The sequence below is a fragment of the Allobosea sp. P1_A7 genome, from assembly GCF_056406775.1.
The window spans coordinates 21,405-38,837 of the sequence record NZ_JBFTZN010000026.1; the positions used below are offsets into that span (position 1 = coordinate 21,405).

The following is a 17,433-nucleotide window of genomic DNA, read 5'->3' on the forward strand; positions in this document are numbered from 1 at the left end:
CCGGCGCCCAGCCTTCCAACTGCTTTGCCGACAAAGGATACGCCGCGATGACTGATCACATCGTCCGCTCATATGATGCCGATCTCGAGGGGATCCGCCGCAGCCTGGCCGAGATGGGGGGCATGTCGGAGCGCATGCTCGGCGATTCGACAGTCGCCCTGGTGCGCCGCGACACCGGGCTGGCACAGAAGGTCATCAGCGCCGACCAGCGCCTCGACAATCTGCAGCGCGAGGTAGAGGAGAAGGCGGTGCTCACCATCGCCCGGCGCCAGCCGCTCGCCAACGACCTGCGCGAGCTGATCTCCGCCATCCGCATCGCCGCCGATATCGAGCGTGTCGGCGATCTCGCCAAGAATATCGCCAAGCGCGCGGTCGCCATCTCCGGCCAGTTCCAGCCGCCGTCGCGCGCGGTCGTCGGCCTCGAGCATATGAGCCGCCTGGTTCAGGCCCAGCTCAAGGACGTGCTCGACGCTTACGCCGTCAGCAACGAGCAGAAGGCCATGGAGGTCTGGCGCCGCGACGATGAGATCGACGCGCTCTATACCTCGCTCTTCCGCGAGCTGCTCACCTATATGATGGAAGACCCGCGCAACATCACCTTCTGCACGCATCTCCTGTTCTGCGCCAAGAATGTCGAGCGCATCGGCGACCACACCACCAACATCGCCGAGACGATCCACTATCTCGTCACGGGCGAAGCCTTGGACGCAGCCCGCCCGAAGCTCGACACGACCAACATCCTTCTGGACGCCGCCACCGGTGAGTGACCGGCGCCCGACACCTTTGGGACCGAGTGAGACATGCCTGCACGCATCCTGATCGTTGAGGACGAAGAGCCGCTGACCCTGTTGCTGCGCTACAACCTCGAAGCCGAAGGCTTCGAGGTTGACAGCGTCGCGCGTGGCGACGATGCCGAGCTGCATCTGCGCGATCATACGCCGGACCTCGTGCTGCTCGACTGGATGCTGCCCGGCCTTTCCGGCATCGAGCTCTGCCGGCGGCTGCGGACCCGTCGCGATACCGAGCGGGTGCCGATCATCATGCTCACCGCCCGCGGCGAAGAGACCGAGCGTGTGCGCGGCCTTGCCACCGGGGCCGACGACTATGTCGTCAAGCCGTTCTCGCTGCCCGAGCTGATCGCCCGCATTCAAGCGCTGCTGCGCCGCGCCAAGCCGGGTCATGTCGCCGGCCTGCTGGCCGCCGGCGATCTCGAGCTCGACCGCACCACCCGCCGTGTCCGCCGCTCAGGGAGCGAGCTGCATCTCGGCCCGACCGAGTTCCGCCTGCTCGAGTTCCTGATGCAGGCGCCGGGGCGGGTCTATTCCCGGGCCCAGCTGCTCGACGCGGTCTGGGGCCGCGACGTCTATATCGACGAGCGCACCGTCGACGTCCATGTCGGCCGGCTGCGCAAGGCGATCACCCCTGACAACGCCAAGGATCCGCTGCGGACCGTTCGCGGTGCCGGCTACGCCTTCGACGAGACCTTTGCGCGGAGCTGAGACTTGGATTATCGGGGACTTGGATCATCGGGCCGGATATCGAATCCGCCCGACGATCTAACCGTCTATGGTTGCATCGGCCTTCCCGAAAACCGCAATCCACCTTTCGGGCCGATACCCTAGCGCGGCCCTGCGATGATGATCGCCGCGCCGGCGAGGCAGATCAGCCCGCCGGCAATGTCCCAGCGGTCGGGGCGAAAGCCTTCCACGGCCCAGAGCCAGACGAGCGAACTGACGATGTAGACGCCGCCATAGGCGGCATAGGCCCGTCCGGCGGCTTCGCTCTCCGCCAGCGTCAGCAGCCAGGCGAACAGGGCGAGCGAAAACAGTCCGGGTACGAGCCACCAGATGGGCTTGCCGAGCCGGAGCCAGCCTCAGAACGCGAAACAGCCGGCGATTTCGAGAATGGCTGCGCCGAAATAAGCGGCGATGGTCGGCATGGTTTGTCCCTGTCGATGGCCTTCGGGGCGGGATTACCCTTGACCGCAGGGCGCGCTGACGGCAAGCCGGACCGATGCCCACACATCACATCGCCATCATTGGAGCAGGGCCCTCCGGGCTGATCGCGGCCGAGCGCCTCGCGGTGGCCGGCCACGCGGTCACGATCTACGATCGCATGCCCTCGCCGGCCCGCAAATTCCTGCTGGCCGGGCGAGGCGGATTGAACCTCACCCATTCCGAACCGCTCGACGGCTTCCTGGCCCGCTATCGCGATGCGCAAGCCTGGCTGGAGCCGGCCATTCGCGCCTTCCCGCCACAATCCCTGCGTGACTGGGCCGATGCGCTCGGGCAGGACACGTTCGTCGGCAGCAGCGGCCGCGTCTTCCCGCGCGCCATGAAGGCCTCGCCCTTGCTGCGGGCATGGCTGCGCCGGCTCGAGGGCCTCGGTGTCAGCTTCGCGCCTGGTCATCGCTGGACCGGCTGGAGCGAAGCGGGAGCTCTGACGTTCCGGAGCCGCGATGGCGCCGATGTCGAGGCGCGGCCCGACGCGACGCTGCTCGCGCTCGGCGGTGCGAGCTGGCCACGGCTGGGTTCGGATGGTGGCTGGGCACCCTTGCTGGCGGCGCGCGGCGTTGCGATTGCGCCGCTGCGCCCGGCCAATGGCGGTTTCACGGTCGATTGGTCCCAGACCATGCGAGAGCGTTTTGCCGGAGTACCGTTGAAGCGCATCGTCCTGAGCTTCGGCGGCCAATCCGTGCCCGGCGAGGCGATGATCGATGCAACGGGTCTGGAAGGCGGCGCGGTCTATGCACTCTCTGCCCCGATTCGCGAGACGATCCTGCGCGAGGGCAGGGCGGTCATCACCATCGATCTGCGGCCCGATCACGAGGCGGCGCTGCTGGTCCAGCGCCTCGCGCATCGTCGCAAGGGCGTGACGCTGAGCAATCATCTGCGCAAGGCTGCAGGTCTTGCTCCATCCGCGATTGCGCTGCTGCGCGAAGCGGCGAAGGGGCCGCTCCCCGAAGACGCGGAGAGGCTGGCCGCACTGATCAAGGCCGCGCCTCTGGTGCTGACCGGTCTCAGGCCGATCGAGCGGGCGATCTCCACCGCCGGTGGCGTCGCCGCCGCCGAGATCGAGGAAGGCTTCATGCTGAAACGCTTGCCCGGTACCTTTGTCGCAGGCGAGATGCTGGATTGGGAGGCGCCGACCGGCGGCTATCTGCTGCAGGCCTGTTTCGCGACCGGAGTCGCAGCTGCAGCAGGGATTCAGGCCTGGCTCGCGGATAGCTGAACGATCGCCTCAGGCGATCGCGATGATCTCGACCGCCTCAGTGCCGATGCTGACGCTCTCGCCAATGCCCTTGCCCATCAGCGCGCTCGCCAACGGCGCGACATAGGGCAGCGTTCCGTGTGCCGGATCGGCCTCGTCCTCGCCGACCAGCCGCCAGTTCTGCTCGCGCCCATCGGCCCGGCGGATCGTCACTGTCGAGCCGAAGCGGACGATGTCGTGCCTTTCCTGCGCAGGGGCCAGCTTGGCGCTGGCGCGCCGCGCCGCCCAGTAGCGGAACTCGCGCCGCGTCTGAGCGATCTCTGTGCGGTCGCCTCCGGCCAGCGCCGCCGCGTGTTCGTCATGCCAGCGCGCCAGCTGGGCCTCGATCTGTGCGAGCCCTTCAGGCGTCACGAGGTTCGGGTGAGGCGAGACTGGCCGGTCCGGCAGCTCGTCCAGGGTCCCTCTTTCCTCGGCTTCCTTGACGAAGGCGCGAGTCATTCTGGCCTCCTCCTATTGATCTCGGCACATCCGGCGAACCGGACCACAGCTTTCAGTGTTACGTCCTCACGACTGCTTGCGATGCAGCGCCAACCCGATGCTGGAATCTGAAGCGGCGACCACTTGGAGATGGGGATCAGGCACTGCCGAAGACAAGACCCGAACAGTCTACACCCCCGTGTCCGGCCGCACCATCAAGAGCAGAGCCATCGCGCGCTGCCCCTGGCCCCCGATCACGAGCGCAGTCCCGTTCCCAAGGGGGCAGCCGATGCCGGAAGAGCGCCGCGCTTGCGTCGGGCCGTCCGTCGCGGCCACCTTGATCCTGAGTTGCGAGACCCGACGGCGATCGTTGCGCGCGCAGGCTTCGATTGACTGACGTATAGCCCAATGATTATGAATGCAGATCAATAGCCAGAGAGTTATGCGTTGTGATCCGTGCAGACACACCGTGCTCTCCAAGACGTTTACCGGCCGGCCCAGCCTCTTCGAGAGGTTGCGCTGCGATCTCGAGCAGACGGTTGGCCCGATCCCAGAAGCGAGAGTTCCGGAGAGAAGGGAAGATCATGAGCCAGAGCGAGTCCCAGAACGAAAACTCCCCGTCTCGGATGATCGACGAGCGGATCACCGAGCTGGGCGACTGGCGAGGCAAGATGCTCTCCCAGCTCCGCGTATGGATCAGGCAAGCCGATCCTGAGGTGGTAGAGGAGTGGAAATGGCGAGGGGTTCCGGTGTGGTCCCACGACGGATTGATCTGCACTGGGGAGACCTACAAGAGCGTCGTCAAAATGACCTTTGCCAAGGGGGCCTCACTCGACGACCCATCGGGCCTCTTCAATTCCAGTCTGGATGGCAACACCAGGCGGGCCATCGACATCCACGAGGGTGAGACGATTGACGAAGGGGCATTGAAGGCTCTCATTCGCGCAGCCGTGACCCTCAACACGTCCGGCGGCTGCGGCAAGACCAAGTCCCGCGGATAAGCCTCGCTCCGTCTCGATATGCGCCGGCGCGCGATGAAAGCCGGACTTGCATCGCGCCCACCCCCGGGACCGCTTCAATCCGGCTTCTCCTGCCACGGTGTACTCCTGTCACCTGCTGTCAGTTATCCGCCTGCTGCGACGGCGTACCCCTCGCGCTCCGCCCGGTTTCGCCCCATATTGCCGCCATGCCGAAAAGCTCCGACACGACCGCCAAGGCTAAGCCTGCAAAAAAGCCCGCCTCCGCGCGCACGCCGAACTCCAAGGCCACCAAGCCCGAGTTGAAGCCGCTCGAGGGCTATCTCGCCGATCTGCTCAATCCCGCGATCAACCGCGGCAGGGCGGTCCCGGGCGGCGCCTCCGGTTTCAGCGACCAGCCGCAGGCCGGTTATGGCGAGCCGCGCCCCGGCGACACCAAGCTGAAGAAAAAGCCGAAGAAAGGCGACGCGGCCTCTGCCTTCGGCGAGGCCGAGGGCGAGACCGCTGCCTCCGTCACCGCGCATTCGCTGCAGCACCTGCTCGAGTCCGGCAGCCCCTTCATCGATCCCGGCAAGCCCTGGACGCCGCATCGCCCGGCCCGCCCGGACAAGTCCGAGGGCGGCATCGCCTTCCGCATGCAGTCGGATTTCGAGCCGGCTGGTGACCAGCCGACCGCGATCGCCGATCTCGTCGACGGCGTCGCACGGCAGGAGCGCGACCAGGTCCTGCTCGGCGTTACCGGCTCCGGCAAGACCTTCACGATGGCCAAGGTGATCGAGGAGACGCAGCGCCCGGCTCTGATCCTCGCCCCGAACAAGACGCTGGCCGCACAGCTCTACGGTGAATTCAAGAGTTTCTTCCCCGACAACGCGGTGGAGTACTTCGTCTCCTACTACGACTACTATCAGCCGGAGGCCTACGTCCCGCGTTCGGACACGTTTATCGAGAAGGAATCCTCGATCAACGAGCAGATCGACCGCATGCGCCACTCGGCCACGCGCTCGCTGCTGGAGCGCGACGACGTCATCATCGTCGCCAGCGTCTCCTGCATCTACGGCATCGGCTCGGTCGAGACCTATACGGCGATGACCTTCGCCATCAAACTCGGCGAGCGCATCGAGCAGCGTCAGCTCATCGCCGATCTCGTCGCCCTGCAATACAAGCGCACGCTTGGCGATTTCGCCCGCGGCACCTTTCGCGTGCGTGGCGATGTCATCGAGCTGTTCCCGGCCCACTATGAGGACCGCGCCTGGCGCATCGGCCTGTTCGGCGACGAGGTCGAAAGCATCTCGGAATTCGATCCGCTCACCGGTCAAAAGACGGCCGACCTCGAATTCGTGAAAGTCTACGGCAATTCGCACTACACCACGCCGCGCCCGACGCTGACCCAGGCTGTCAAGTCGATCAAGGAGGAGCTCAAGGCCCGCCTTGAGGAACTCAATCGCATGGGGCGCTATCTCGAAGCGCAGCGGCTCGACCAGCGTTGCACCTTCGACATCGAGATGATCGAGTCGACCGGTTCGTGCAACGGCATCGAGAACTATTCGCGCTATCTCACCGGCCGAAAGCCGGGCGAGCCGCCGCCGACCCTGTTCGAGTACCTGCCCGACAATGCGCTGGTCTTCACCGATGAGAGCCACGKCACCGTGCCGCAGATCGGCGGCATGTACCGGGGCGACTTCCGCCGCAAGGCGACATTGGCCGAATACGGCTTCCGCCTGCCGTCCTGCATGGATAACCGGCCGCTGCGCTTCGAGGAATGGGACGCGATGCGCCCGCAATCGGTGCATGTCTCGGCGACGCCCGGCGGCTGGGAGATGGACCGCACCGGCGGTGTCTTCACCGAGCAGGTCATCCGTCCAACCGGGCTGATCGACCCTCCGGTCGAGGTCCGCCCCGCCAAGCACCAGGTTGCCGACCTGCTCGACGAGATCAAGGAGGTCACCGAGAAGGGCTACCGCAGCCTCGTCACCGTGCTGACCAAGCGCATGGCCGAGGACCTGACCGAGTACCTCCACGAGAACGGCGTGCGCGTGCGCTACATGCATTCCGACATCGACACGATCGAGCGCATCGAGATTCTGCGCGATCTCCGCCTCGGCGCTTTCGACGTGCTGGTCGGCATCAATCTGCTGCGCGAGGGCCTGGACATCCCGGAATGCGGCTTCGTCGCCATTCTCGACGCCGACAAGGAAGGCTTTCTGCGCTCCGAGACTTCCTTGATCCAGACCATCGGCCGCGCCGCCCGCAATGTCGACGGCAAGGTCATCCTCTATGCCGACCACATCACAGGCTCGATGGAGCGCGCGATGGCGGAGACCAATCGCCGCCGCGAGAAGCAGGAGGCCTATAACCTCGCGAATGGCATCACGCCGCAGACGATCAAGCGCGCCATCGGCGACATCCTCGGCTCGGTCTACGAGCGCGACCATGTCACGGTCGACAAGGGTTTGGTCGATGCGCCGATCGCCGGGCACAACCTCAAGGCCGCCTTGGCCGATCTCGAGAAGCGCATGCGCGAGGCTGCCGCCGATCTCGAATTCGAGACGGCCGCCCGGTTGCGCGACGAGATCAAGCGCCTGCAGGCGACCGAACTCGCCATCTCCGATGACCCGCTCGCCCGCCAGAGCGATGTCGAGGCCTCGGCTGGCAAGTACAAGGGGGAGCGCAGCTACGGCGCGTCGGCGAACCTGCCGACACGGGCGCGCAAACCCACCGATGAGGACATGGGCCCGCATAACTGGGGCGGCGGCGAAGCCAAACCGGTCTCGCGTCCGCGCAAGCCGAACTTGGACGAGATGGGTCCGGTTCCGGAATCTCGGCCGAAGGGCGCGGGGGAACAGGCCAAGCGACGCGGCCGGCGATAGCTGCCCGTAGTGGCTCTGCCCGAGTCCAGCATCTGCCGTTCCCTGCTCCGGGCGCGCCAGCGCCACGGCCAAAGGGCTGCAAGACCTACCGCCCGAATGCTCTTCGACCTTGGTCCGTAGTTCCACGACTGCACCGCCGGTATCCTTTCGAATGAATGGTGCTCAAGGGGGGATGGCCATGGGACAGGCATTCGAGATTGCCGATGGTAAGGTCACCATCTCCCGACGTGCCGCCCTCAGGGGCGCCGCATTCCTGGCCGGGGCGCTGGTCGCTCCAGCATCGGCTCAGGCGCTCGATCTGCCGCGACAGAAGGTCGAGTTCGTCGCACCGCCCTTCGTTCATCCTCACGAGCAGGCGACCAAGCTGGGCCCAAGGATCATGGAGTTCAGGCTCTGGGTCGAGGAGAAGAAGATCGTTATCGACGAAGAGGGCACCACGTTGCAGGCCATGACCTTCAACGGGTCGATCCCTGGGCCGCTTTTTGTCGTGCACGAGGGTGATTATGTCGAGGTGACGCTTGCCAATCCCGACACCAACTCGATGGCGCACAATATCGACTTCCATGCTGCTGCGGGCGCATCAGGCGGTGCCGATCTGACCTTGATCAACCCCGGGGAGCAGACCGTGCTGCGCTGGAAGGCGACCCGGACGGGTGTGTTCGCTTATCACTGCATCCCAGGTGCCATGACCCCCTGGCATATCACCTCGGGCATGAGCGGCGCCGTGATGGTGCTGCCGCGGGACGGCCTCAAGGATGCGGCCGGACGGCCGCTTCACTACGATCGCGTCTACTACATCGGCGAGCATGATTATTACGTTCCTCGCGACGAGAAGGGCAAATTCAAGCACTACGACACGCATGGCGACGCCTACATGGACACGATGGAGGTCATGCGAAAGCTGGTGCCAAGTCACGTCGTGTTCAACGGCGCGGTCGGAGCCCTGACGGGCAAAAACGCGATGCCCGCAAAGGTCGGTGAGAACGTGCTGATCGTGCATTCCCAGGCAAGCCGCGACACACGTCCACATCTGGTCGGCGGGTTCGGCGACTATGTCTGGGAGACCGGCAAGTTCTCGAATCCTCCCGAGACCAATCTCGAAACCTGGTTCATTCGGGGCGGATCCGCGGRCGCGGCGCTCACCAAATTCCTTCAGCCCGGCATTGTCGGTTACGTGAACCACAACATGATCGAGGCCTTCGAACTTGGTGCGACAGCCCATTTCAGGGTCGAGGGTCAATGGAATGATGACCTGATGACCCAGGTAAAGGCGCCCGAACCGATTGTGAGCAATGTCGCGCACAAATGATCTGACCATCATCCGCCTAGGGCCGTCGGACGGCCGCCTCGGGAGGCATCATGCTGTCCGCGTTCAAACTCATGGCCCTGGCCACCGCGGCGCTGGCGCCCATCGCGATCTCGGTCCTTGCGCCGGGATATGGCACCGGATCGGCGACAGCACGTGCGCCGCTCCCGGATTTCGTGGAACTGCGGTCGGGTACATTCCGCTATCGTGCCAGCGGCGAGTTCTTGCGGGACGGGAAGCCGATCATCGCGCCGATTGTGGCGGTTGCTGTCGACAGGCCGCTGGCTGTGATGAAAAATCAGGTCACGGTCGCGGATTATCTGCGCTGCGTCAAAGCCCGAGCCTGCCTGATGGCGGGCACCGACGCTGCTGCCGCTGACCGTCCCGTCGTCGGAGTGAGCTGGCGGGATACTCAGGCCTATGCGTCCTGGTTGTCACGCGAGATGGGGACGACGTTCCGGCTGCCGACGGACGACGAGTGGGCCTATGCAGCCGCGAGCCGATTCCACGACGACGCCCTGCCGGAAAACCTCAGCGGCGGCGACCCCGGCCAGCGAGCGCTTGCTATCTATGACAGGGACGCGAGCCGCGTGACGACAGTCGCAAAGGCGCCACAACCGATTGGAAGTTTCGGCGCGAACGAGAATGGCCTTCTCGATTTGGCCGGCAATGTCTGGGAATGGACCGACACCTGTTTTCAGCGCATCGCCGTCGATGCTACGGGGGCCAGGACGGCTGTCCTGGCCAATTGCGGGGTTCGCGTCGTTGAGGGCCGCCATCGGGCCTACATGGCGGATTTCGTTCGCGATGCGCGCGCCGGCGGCTGCGCATCCGGCACGCCTCCGAGCAATCTCGGCTTCCGGCTCGTACGTGACGACATTTCCCGGCCCGGATGGAGCTTTGTCCTGGGGCTGGTCCAGCTGGTCGCGAGATAGGCGACGCTCAAGGAGACGCCCCAGGCCCCCCGCCGGACCAGGGATCCGATCGTCGATGTGGCCGATCAGGCACCATGCCGCGCTGACCTCGACATAGGTGGATCGGCGGCACCGCGACAGTGCGGAGGCGGCGCTCGCCGCCGTCAGCTCAGCGGGGCGAGCTTGATCGCGCAGCCATAGGCCTTGGTTGTGGCTTCTGAGATCGGTTTGCCGGCCTTCATTTCGGCGACTGCCTGGCGCACATAGCTCTTGGCGCCGTTCAGGCTGGCGGCGCTGGCCGAGGGCTTGTCGTCGATCGCGCCCGCATAGACCAGCGTGCCCTTTCCATCGATGATGTACAGATGCGGCGTGGTCTGCGCGCGATAGGCGCGGCCCATGGTGCCCTTGGAGTCGAGCAACAGGTCGCTGGGGGCGGCGTTGCGCGAGGCGGTCAGCCCCTTGGCCTGGGCGGCCGTGACATAGCCCTGCTCGCCCGGCGGTGAGGAGACGACGCTCAGCCAGACGATGCCTTCCTTCGTCATATCACGCTGCAGGCTCTGCATGGTGCCGCTGTTGTAGTGTTTGCGGACATAGGGGCAGTCGTGATTGGTCCATTCCAGGATCACGGTCTTGCCCGCGAATTCCGGGAGCGACCGGGTCCGGCCGTCGACATCGAGCGCCGAGAAGGCGGGGGCCGGCGCACCGATCCGCAGGCCGCTCTGCGCGAGCGCCGGGCCCGCTGCGAGGGTGAGGCCCGCAAGGACCAGGCCTGCGATGAACCTCTGACCTGTCACAGCTGTCACGTCTGCCTCCGTCTTCMCAGGATCAGGGTCGGTTCTGCGCGGTCCTCGCCTCTTTGCCGGCGGCACGGCCGGCGGCCTCGACCAGCATGTCGGTCGTCAGGAGTTGCGGCAGGATTTCGGGCGGCGCGCCCTTCGTGGCGGGATAGAACAGGTAGAGCGGCACGCCGGCCCGGCCGTGCTCGGCAAGCGCGGTTGCGATGGTGGCATTGCGGTTGGTCCAGTCGGCCTTGAGATAGGCGACGTTCAGCTTGGCAAAGGTGTCCTTGACCTCCTGCCGGACCAGTGCGACCCGCTCATTGGCGAGGCAGGTGATGCACCAGGCCGCGGTGAAGTTGACGAAAACGGGACGCCCTTCCGCCTGCAGCGCGGCGACGCGCTCGGGAGACCAGGGCTCGATGTCGCCGGCCCGTGCTGCGTCCGTCGCGCTTGGAACGGCACTCTGCAGCACGAAGGCCCCGGCGCTGACGGCGACGAACAGGGCGAGAGCCGACAGGGCGATTCGGGTCCGCCCGCCGGCACTGCGGCCGAGGCCGAGCAGCCAGACGAGGAAGCCGGCGGCGAGGATCGCCGCCAGAGCGGCAAGCACGCCGCCGGGCCCGGCCTGGACGGAGGCGACCCAGACCAGCCAGGTCGCAGTCGCGAACATCGGGAAGGCAAAGGCCTGCTTGAGGATCACCATCCAGCGGCCGGGCTTGGGCAGCAGACGCAGCCAGCCGGGAGCGAAGGACAGGATGACCACCGGCGCGGCAAAGCCGAGCGCCAGCGCCAGGAAGACCGCAAGCGCGATCTGCGGCGGTTGCGTCACGGCATACCCCATCGCCGCGCCCATGAAGGGGGCGGTGCACGGCGTCGCGACGATGACGGCGAGTGCTCCGGTCATGAAGGCGCCCAAGCGTCCGCCGCTGGAGGCAAGCCCATGTCCGGCGCCCTGGACGGAGCCGCCGATTTCGAATGCGCCGAGCAGGTTGAGGCCGATCAGCACCATGATGACCGCCAGCGCGATCACGACGGGCGGCGATTGCAGCTGGAACCCCCAGCCGATGCTGGTGCCAAGCGCTGCCAGTGCGATCACCGCGCCGGCAAGGATGATGAAGCTGGTAAGGACGCCGCAAAGGAAGAGCAGACCCTGCTCGCGCACCTCGGCGCGGCTCGCCTGCGCGGCCTGCGCGAAGCCGAGCGCCTTGATGAACAGCACCGGCAGCACGCAGGGCATCAGGTTGAGGATCAGGCCGCCGGCGAAGGCGAAGGCCAGTGCCGCCCAGAGCGTCAGGTTGCTTTCGGGCGCTGCGGCGACGCGCACCACGGCCGGGGCCTGGGCAGCTTGCGGCGCCGCGGTGGAATTGACCAGCGCAGGCTCGACATCGGCCATCAGGCTGAGCGCACGCGGCACGCCGGCCTCGCGATAGGTGATGACCCCGCTGAGCTCGGTCTCGCCGACCTTGAACGAGCTGGAGCGGGCAAGTTGCAAGACCGTGCCCGCGGCAGTGTTCGTCGCGGTCTGCGGGGCTGCGTGCTCGATCAAGGTCTCGAGCAGCGGGAAGTAGCGCAGCTCCTCGACGGGCTGCCCGAGGCCCGGCAGCGCGAGGGCGAGCGCATCGCCGTCCTGGGTCAGCTTCGCCCGGAAATCGGCAGGTTGCGGCAGCGCGGCGCGGGCCGCATCGATCCGCGACTGTGCCGCCTCATCGGCGACCGGGGCCGGGCCGACCTTGAGGTCGAGCGTGAAGGAGCCTTCCTCGGGGATGCAGATTTTTTCGCAGACCAGCCAGGTCGAGTTCGCCTTGAGGGCAAGGCGCTCGCCCGGCTGTGCGCCTTCGGKAACGGTGATCTCCACCGGCAGCAGCACGGCATCGCTGAAGCCGAAATTGACGAGCGGCTCGACCGGGAGCGCCTTCGGCGCCGGCCATTGGATCGCACCGGCGCTGAAGCCTGCGGGCAATGTCCACTCGATCCGCGTCGGTTCGCCGGAATCGCCGGGATTGGCCCAGTATGTGTGCCAGCCCTTGGCGATCTTCTGGCTGAGCGCGACCTGGAAGCGCTCGCCGGGCGCAACGACGTCGCGGCTGGAGAGCAGGGTCGCAGTGACGCGGGGGCTGGTGACCGCAGCAGATTCGGCGGCAAGGGCGGCGCCGGGCAGGAGCAGCGCGAGGATGAGAAGGCCCCGCCGCAGCAAGCCGTTTGTAATGCGCTCGACCATGTTTTCCGTCATCAAATCGTAAAAGCCTCAGCTCACCTGCCCCAGATTGGCGCTGCGCGCCAATGACAAGCCGGTGATAGCGCGTGAGCAGGGCCTTCTTCGGGCGTCAGGCGCAAGGATGCCCCGCGCCATGATGTCGCCCCGCGCACGGGAGCGTCACCATTCCGGGCGAGCCGCGCAGCGCCGCCGTTCCGGACGCGATCATCGCTCCCGGCGCCCGTGAGGGCGTCCGAGGCTGCGCTGCGCTGCGCGGAATCACGACGTGGTGTGACCGGCGATCAGATCGCTGCGCCATCCGCGACGATATCGGCGCCAAGTCCGCGGCGCACGGCCCGCACGATCTCGGTCTCGGCGGCGGCCCCGCGGCGGCGCGGACGCGGAGCGGTGATCCGATGCTCGGCGATGATCTGGCCGGGTGCGCCCGAGAGCACGACGACGCGGTCGGCGAGATAGGCAGCCTCGTCGATGTCATGCGTGACGAAGAGCACGGTCTTGCCGGTGCTTTGCCAGACGCGGATCAGCTCGTCCTGCAGGGTTTCGCGCGTCAGTGCGTCCAGTGCCGAGAAGGGCTCGTCCATCAGCAGGATTTCCGGCTCGACCGCGAGCGCGCGCGCCAGCGAGACGCGCTGGCGCTGGCCGCCCGAGAGCTGGTGGGGCCAGCGCTGTGCGAGCTGACCCAGCCCCACGAGATCGAGCATCTCCTGAGCCTGCTTGAGCCGCGCGGGGCGCGAGGCCCGCCCCTCGAGCCCAAAGCCGACATTGGTGATCACCTTGCGCCAGGGCAGCAGGCGCGAATCCTGGAAGACCAGCGCGACTGGCCGGCGAGTCCGGTCCCTGGCATGGAAGATGACCTCGCCGCCGCTCGGCTTGGCGAGCCCGGCGATGACGCGCAGCAGGGTCGACTTGCCGACGCCGGATGGGCCGACAATGGCGAGGAATTCGCCGCGCGCGACCTGCAGGTCAAGCTTGTGCAGCACCTCGGTCGCTTCCCCGTCGCGGGTGAAGGTCAGCGACAGGGCCTTGATGTCGATCACGCTTTCCATCGCAGCACCCATCCCTGGAAAGCGACGAAGGCGGTGTCGAGCAGGCCGTAAAGCGCGGCCATGGTCAGCATGTAGATCACCACGATGTCGGTCGCGAGCAGACTGGAGGCCTGCATCATGCGCTGCCCGACGCCGGCGACGCCAAAGATCTCGGCGGCGACCACCGCCATCCAGGCCTGGCCGAGCGCGGTGCGGACGCCGACCAGAATGCCGGGCATTGCGGCCGGCAGCAGGATCTTGCTCAGACGCTGCCAAGCCGATCGGAAACCAAACGCGTCCGCGACCTCGATCAGGTCACGATCGACACCGCGGATCGCGCCCTGTGCCGCAAAGAAGACGATCCAGAACACGCCAATGGCGATGATGAAGACCGCCGCCGACGGATTGACCCCGAACCAGATGATGGCGAAGGGCACCCAGGCGAGGCCGGGAATCGGCCGAAGCACGCGCACGACCCAGGCCGTGGCCTCTTCCGCGGTGCGCGACATGCCGACGAGCACGCCGGTGGCAATKCCGAGGCCGGCGCCGACGATGAGGCCCGTGAAATAATGGCCGAGCGAACCGCCGATCGCCGACAACCACGCGCCCGAGGTCACTTCGCGCCAGAATGCCTTCGGCAAGGCAGACGGGCCAGGCAGGAAGGCCGGGTTCACCAGCCCGAAATAGGGGATCGCCTCCCAGAGCAGCAAGAAGGCGAGGAGGCCTGCAAAGGCGAGGGCCGGAGCCCTGAGCGAGGTCAAGATCAGCCGCCGGATTCTGTCAGAGGGTTTTGATGGCGCGCTCGTAATACTGGGTCTCGAACAGGCCGTCGAAAGGCAGTTCCTTCTCGAGCGAGCCAAGCTTGACCTGATAGGCCTGCATGGCACGCGACGGCTCGATGATGACGCGCGGATCGATCTGGAACTTGCTGGCGGGGGAGGTCAGCGCCTGTCGGATCAGGGCCGGGTCGACGATACCCTTGCCAAGCGCGGCGCCGACATGCGGGGCAGCCTTGTCGGGGTCCTTGGCGATCAGAGCGGCGGCACGCACCAGGCTCGTCACCAGCTTCTGCACGGCGTCCGGATTCTTGGTGACGAAATCGCCTGATGCTGCCACCACGGTCCCGGGCTGGCCGGGGAACAGCTCCTCGCCGCCGGCAATCAGCTTGATGCCGGGATTGCGGGTCTGGATGATCGACAGCGCCGGCTCGCGCACGATCGCGCCCTCGACAGCTGCAGCGAGCACGGCCTGCTGTGTCGCGTCGATGCCCATGGGCACGACCTCGATATCGGCCTTGTCGGCCTTGGCGACCTCCCAGAGCCAATATTGCAGGGTGGTGTTGGGCACCGAGCCGGCCGGCTGGGTCGCAAGCCGGGCCGGTTTTCCGGTGGTGGCCCTATGCGCCTTGAAGGCCGCAGCCGGTGCGGTGCCGGGCGTGAAGAACTTGGCGAGCGCGGGAGCTGCCACGAAGACGTTCTCGGCAATCGCAGTTGCGGCCACGACGCGAATGTCGACGCCGCGCGAGCGGGCGACGGCAAGCGGCGCGATGCCCGCGACATAGAGGTCGATCGTGCCCGAGGCCAGGGCCTGGATCATGTTCGGACCGGATTCGAAAACCGTGAAGGCGGCATTGATGCCGGCCTCCTTGAGCCAGCCTTCGCCATTGGCAACGAAGACGGGCGCCGTGCCGATGACCGGGATGTAGCCGACACGGGCTGTCACGCCGCTCTGGGCCCATGCAGCGCCGGCAAGGGGAGTGCTCGCGAGAAGCGAAGAGCCGGCGAGCAGAAACTGGCGGCGATCCATCGATCCATCCTTCATGAAAATCGGTCCGGCGAGAACGCCGGTTGACAGATTGAGAAAAGGATTTTCTATCTGAAAGCAAGATGCGGGCATCGAAAAGATGATTTTTCTCTAGATTCCCAATTCAATAGGAAATTAGTTCTCCAATTGATGGGCTGAGAGAATGGATGCGATCGACCGGAAAATCCTGACTGTCCTGCAAGGTGATGCGAACATCTCGATCGCCGAGCTGGCCGATCGCGTCGGCCTCTCGCAGACCCCCTGCTGGAAGCGGATTCAGCGGCTGGAGGCGACGGGCGTCATCACCAAGCGTGTCGCGCTGGTGGCGCCGGAGAAGATCGGACTTGGGCTCACGGTCTTCGTCCAGATCGAGACCGCCGACCATTCCGGTCCCTGGCTGGAAAAATTCGCGCAGATGGTCGCGTCGATGCCGGAGGTCATGGAGTTCTACCGGATGGCCGGCGATGTCGACTACATGCTGCGCGTGGTGGTTGCCGACATGGCGGCCTATGACGGGTTCTATAAGCGGCTGATCGAGACGATTCCGCTGAAGAACGTCACCTCCCGCTTCGCGATGGAACGGATCAAGGCGACCACGGCCTACAAGGTTCCGGACCTGCCGAAAGTGTAAGGGCCGGGCTTACTGCGTCGGAACGGCAACCGCCGGCGCGGCCGGGCGCGCCGGGGGGGCCCGCGCCGGGGGGCGCCGGCTTGGGCCGTTCGGGCTTGGGTTCGGGCAGGCCGAGGCGGGCACGGATTGCGGCAGCCTTGGCCTCTGTGATGCGCGCGGCGCAGAAACCGAGCGAGCCTTCGCGCTGGAAATCACGGCAGGTCAGCTCACGCTCGGAGGTGAACCCGGCCTGTTCCCGCGCGATGCTGCGCTGCGTGCTGAGATCGCCCTTGGCTGCAAGCGCGCGAAAGCCCTCGCGCACCGCGCGCTCCGCCCTGCCGCGTTCGGATTCGATCTCCTTGGCCCGCGCCGAGAGGGTGCGTGCATCAGGGCCCCAGAGGCCTCGCGGATCGATCCGGCAGGCGGCTGCCTCGATCACGCAGGGTTGCTCCGGCTCGACCACCAGAAAGGCGCCCTCCAGGACATCGAACACGATCGGGCAGGCCGAGGCCTCCAGCTTGTAGCGTGGCACACCGGCCGGCTTGCCGAGCGATGTCACCGGCAGCGGCGTATCGCCGAAGGAAATGGCACAGGGCTCGGTCAGGTTGCCGGGCTGGAAGCCGGCAGCGTTGAGCTTGAGGCCAAAGCCGGTCGGTGTCTTCTCGAAGACCGCTTCGCCGGCGCCGCCATTCTGCCGGAGCACGCGGCCGATGATCCCTTCCTCGGTCGGCAGCTTGATGGCCGGCATCGACGGGGTGTGCGGCTTGGCCGGTCCGCCCGTGCCGGGGGGCGCCGCCTGATGTGCGCCCGGCGGATTGAAGGGTTGCGCGCCCGGCAATTGCATCGGCTGAGCCTGGGCAAGCCCACCCGAACCGGCTGCAGCCAGCATCGCGAAGATCTTGAGGGCTATGCGGCCGGGTCTGGTCAGCATCGGGTGCCGTGAAATGGTAAACGCAATCTTCTGCATGAATTGGCGAGCGAACGCGTGCAAGAGCATTGGCGCAACACTGCTTGGCAATGATGCGGCCGCGACCTCTCCCCGCGTGACGCGCGCGGTTGCCGATTCTTAATCCGGCTCCGTGTCTTGCAAGGGCGGGAACACCCTCACTATATACGCCGCCAAGAGGCGGTTTGACGACCGCGAAACGTGGAATGCCGGTTCCGTTTGCCGCGTAAGGCGGGGGCGGGCCGGTCCATGGGCCGGCAGGCGGTGCGAAATGCGTCGCCGGTCGGCGATCTGCTAATCGAAA

The 17,433-nt window shown here is 66.3% G+C and carries 15 protein-coding genes and 1 pseudogene; 8 read left to right on the forward strand and 8 right to left on the reverse strand.

Annotated elements, in window-relative coordinates:
* The first annotated feature begins 47 nt into the window (after positions 1-47).
* Both phoU and phoB read left to right on the forward strand, forming a co-directional pair.
* Positions 48-767: a phosphate signaling complex protein PhoU gene (gene phoU / locus AC1D34_RS06790; protein WP_069878062.1), complete on the forward strand. Its 720-nt coding sequence runs from the start codon at positions 48-50 to the stop codon at positions 765-767.
* Between the two features lie 33 nt (positions 768-800).
* Complete coding sequence (gene phoB / locus AC1D34_RS06795) at positions 801-1,499, forward strand: phosphate regulon transcriptional regulator PhoB (protein WP_043235687.1); 699 nt, start codon at positions 801-803, stop codon at positions 1,497-1,499.
* Positions 1,500-1,618: 119 nt separating this feature from the next.
* On the opposite strand, the pseudogene AC1D34_RS06800 reads toward phoB, so the two are convergent.
* Positions 1,619-1,939, reverse strand: a pseudogene (locus tag AC1D34_RS06800) (YnfA family protein).
* 74 nt (positions 1,940-2,013) lie between these two features.
* Here AC1D34_RS06800 and AC1D34_RS06805 point away from each other — a divergent pair.
* Positions 2,014-3,231, forward strand: a complete 1,218-nt coding sequence (locus tag AC1D34_RS06805; protein ID WP_476823820.1) for a TIGR03862 family flavoprotein — start codon at positions 2,014-2,016, stop codon at positions 3,229-3,231.
* A 9-nt stretch (positions 3,232-3,240) separates the two neighbouring features.
* On the opposite strand, the gene greA is transcribed toward AC1D34_RS06805, so the two are convergent.
* Positions 3,241-3,708 (reverse strand): transcription elongation factor GreA, encoded by a 468-nt coding sequence (gene greA / locus AC1D34_RS06810; RefSeq protein WP_441490782.1) that lies wholly within the window; start codon positions 3,706-3,708, stop codon positions 3,241-3,243.
* 563 nt (positions 3,709-4,271) lie between these two features.
* Here greA and AC1D34_RS06815 point away from each other — a divergent pair.
* The 4 genes from AC1D34_RS06815 to AC1D34_RS06830 all read left to right on the forward strand — a co-directional run bounded on the left by AC1D34_RS06815 (position 4,272) and on the right by AC1D34_RS06830 (position 9,772).
* A complete protein-coding gene (locus tag AC1D34_RS06815; RefSeq protein ID WP_476823821.1) occupies positions 4,272-4,688 on the forward strand; it encodes a DUF1801 domain-containing protein in 417 nt (138 codons plus the stop codon).
* Positions 4,689-4,873: 185 nt separating this feature from the next.
* Positions 4,874-7,531: an excinuclease ABC subunit UvrB gene (gene uvrB / locus AC1D34_RS06820; protein WP_476823822.1), complete on the forward strand. Its 2,658-nt coding sequence runs from the start codon at positions 4,874-4,876 to the stop codon at positions 7,529-7,531.
* 178 nt (positions 7,532-7,709) lie between these two features.
* Complete coding sequence (nirK, locus tag AC1D34_RS06825; RefSeq protein WP_476823823.1) at positions 7,710-8,840, forward strand: copper-containing nitrite reductase; 1,131 nt, start codon at positions 7,710-7,712, stop codon at positions 8,838-8,840.
* A 50-nt stretch (positions 8,841-8,890) separates the two neighbouring features.
* Entirely contained in the window at positions 8,891-9,772 is an 882-nt protein-coding gene (locus tag AC1D34_RS06830) for a formylglycine-generating enzyme family protein (RefSeq protein WP_476823824.1), read from the forward strand.
* A gap of 143 nt (positions 9,773-9,915) precedes the next feature.
* Here the strand turns inward: AC1D34_RS06830 and AC1D34_RS06835 are convergent, their stop codons facing one another.
* The 5 genes from AC1D34_RS06835 to AC1D34_RS06855 all read right to left on the reverse strand — a co-directional run bounded on the left by AC1D34_RS06835 (position 9,916) and on the right by AC1D34_RS06855 (position 15,576).
* The gene (locus AC1D34_RS06835) at positions 9,916-10,554 is read right to left on the reverse strand and encodes a redoxin domain-containing protein (protein ID WP_476823825.1); all 639 of its coding nucleotides are present in this window, start codon (positions 10,552-10,554) and stop codon (positions 9,916-9,918) included.
* A 22-nt stretch (positions 10,555-10,576) separates the two neighbouring features.
* Positions 10,577-12,748, reverse strand: coding sequence for a protein-disulfide reductase DsbD family protein (locus tag AC1D34_RS06840; RefSeq protein WP_476823826.1), 2,172 nt, complete (start codon positions 12,746-12,748; stop codon positions 10,577-10,579).
* 278 nt (positions 12,749-13,026) lie between these two features.
* Positions 13,027-13,791 (reverse strand): ABC transporter ATP-binding protein, encoded by a 765-nt coding sequence (locus tag AC1D34_RS06845; RefSeq protein ID WP_476823827.1) that lies wholly within the window; start codon positions 13,789-13,791, stop codon positions 13,027-13,029.
* A complete protein-coding gene (locus tag AC1D34_RS06850; RefSeq protein ID WP_441478728.1) occupies positions 13,779-14,531 on the reverse strand; it encodes an ABC transporter permease in 753 nt (250 codons plus the stop codon). The genes AC1D34_RS06845 and AC1D34_RS06850 overlap by 13 nt, the downstream gene beginning before the upstream one ends.
* A gap of 19 nt (positions 14,532-14,550) precedes the next feature.
* On the reverse strand, positions 14,551-15,576 hold the full coding sequence (locus AC1D34_RS06855; protein ID WP_476823828.1) for an ABC transporter substrate-binding protein: 1,026 nt from the start codon (positions 15,574-15,576) through the stop codon (positions 14,551-14,553).
* 160 nt (positions 15,577-15,736) lie between these two features.
* Between AC1D34_RS06855 and AC1D34_RS06860 the strand changes: the two genes are divergently transcribed.
* Entirely contained in the window at positions 15,737-16,204 is a 468-nt protein-coding gene (locus AC1D34_RS06860; protein ID WP_441490791.1) for an Lrp/AsnC family transcriptional regulator, read from the forward strand.
* Here the strand turns inward: AC1D34_RS06860 and AC1D34_RS06865 are convergent.
* Complete coding sequence (locus AC1D34_RS06865; RefSeq protein ID WP_476823829.1) at positions 16,158-17,114, reverse strand: hypothetical protein; 957 nt, start codon at positions 17,112-17,114, stop codon at positions 16,158-16,160. The genes AC1D34_RS06860 and AC1D34_RS06865 overlap by 47 nt on opposite strands.
* Between the last annotated feature and the right edge of the window lie 319 nt (positions 17,115-17,433).

Excerpts from the sequence above, each read along its gene's own strand:
- greA (WP_441490782.1), bottom strand. The coding sequence starts at position 3,708 with ATGACTCGCGCCTTCGTCAAGGAAGCCGAGGAAAGAGGGACCCTGGAC.
- AC1D34_RS06815 (WP_476823821.1), top strand. The coding sequence starts at position 4,272 with ATGAGCCAGAGCGAGTCCCAGAACGAAAACTCCCCGTCTCGGATGATC.
- AC1D34_RS06855 (WP_476823828.1), bottom strand. The coding sequence starts at position 15,576 with ATGGATCGCCGCCAGTTTCTGCTCGCCGGCTCTTCGCTTCTCGCGAGC.
- phoU (WP_069878062.1), top strand. The coding sequence starts at position 48 with ATGACTGATCACATCGTCCGCTCATATGATGCCGATCTCGAGGGGATC.
- AC1D34_RS06805 (WP_476823820.1), top strand. The coding sequence starts at position 2,014 with ATGCCCACACATCACATCGCCATCATTGGAGCAGGGCCCTCCGGGCTG.
- AC1D34_RS06860 (WP_441490791.1), top strand. The coding sequence starts at position 15,737 with ATGGATGCGATCGACCGGAAAATCCTGACTGTCCTGCAAGGTGATGCG.
- AC1D34_RS06830 (WP_476823824.1), top strand. The coding sequence starts at position 8,891 with ATGCTGTCCGCGTTCAAACTCATGGCCCTGGCCACCGCGGCGCTGGCG.
- AC1D34_RS06865 (WP_476823829.1), bottom strand. The coding sequence starts at position 17,114 with ATGCTGACCAGACCCGGCCGCATAGCCCTCAAGATCTTCGCGATGCTG.
- AC1D34_RS06845 (WP_476823827.1), bottom strand. The coding sequence starts at position 13,791 with ATGGAAAGCGTGATCGACATCAAGGCCCTGTCGCTGACCTTCACCCGC.
- phoB (WP_043235687.1), top strand. The coding sequence starts at position 801 with ATGCCTGCACGCATCCTGATCGTTGAGGACGAAGAGCCGCTGACCCTG.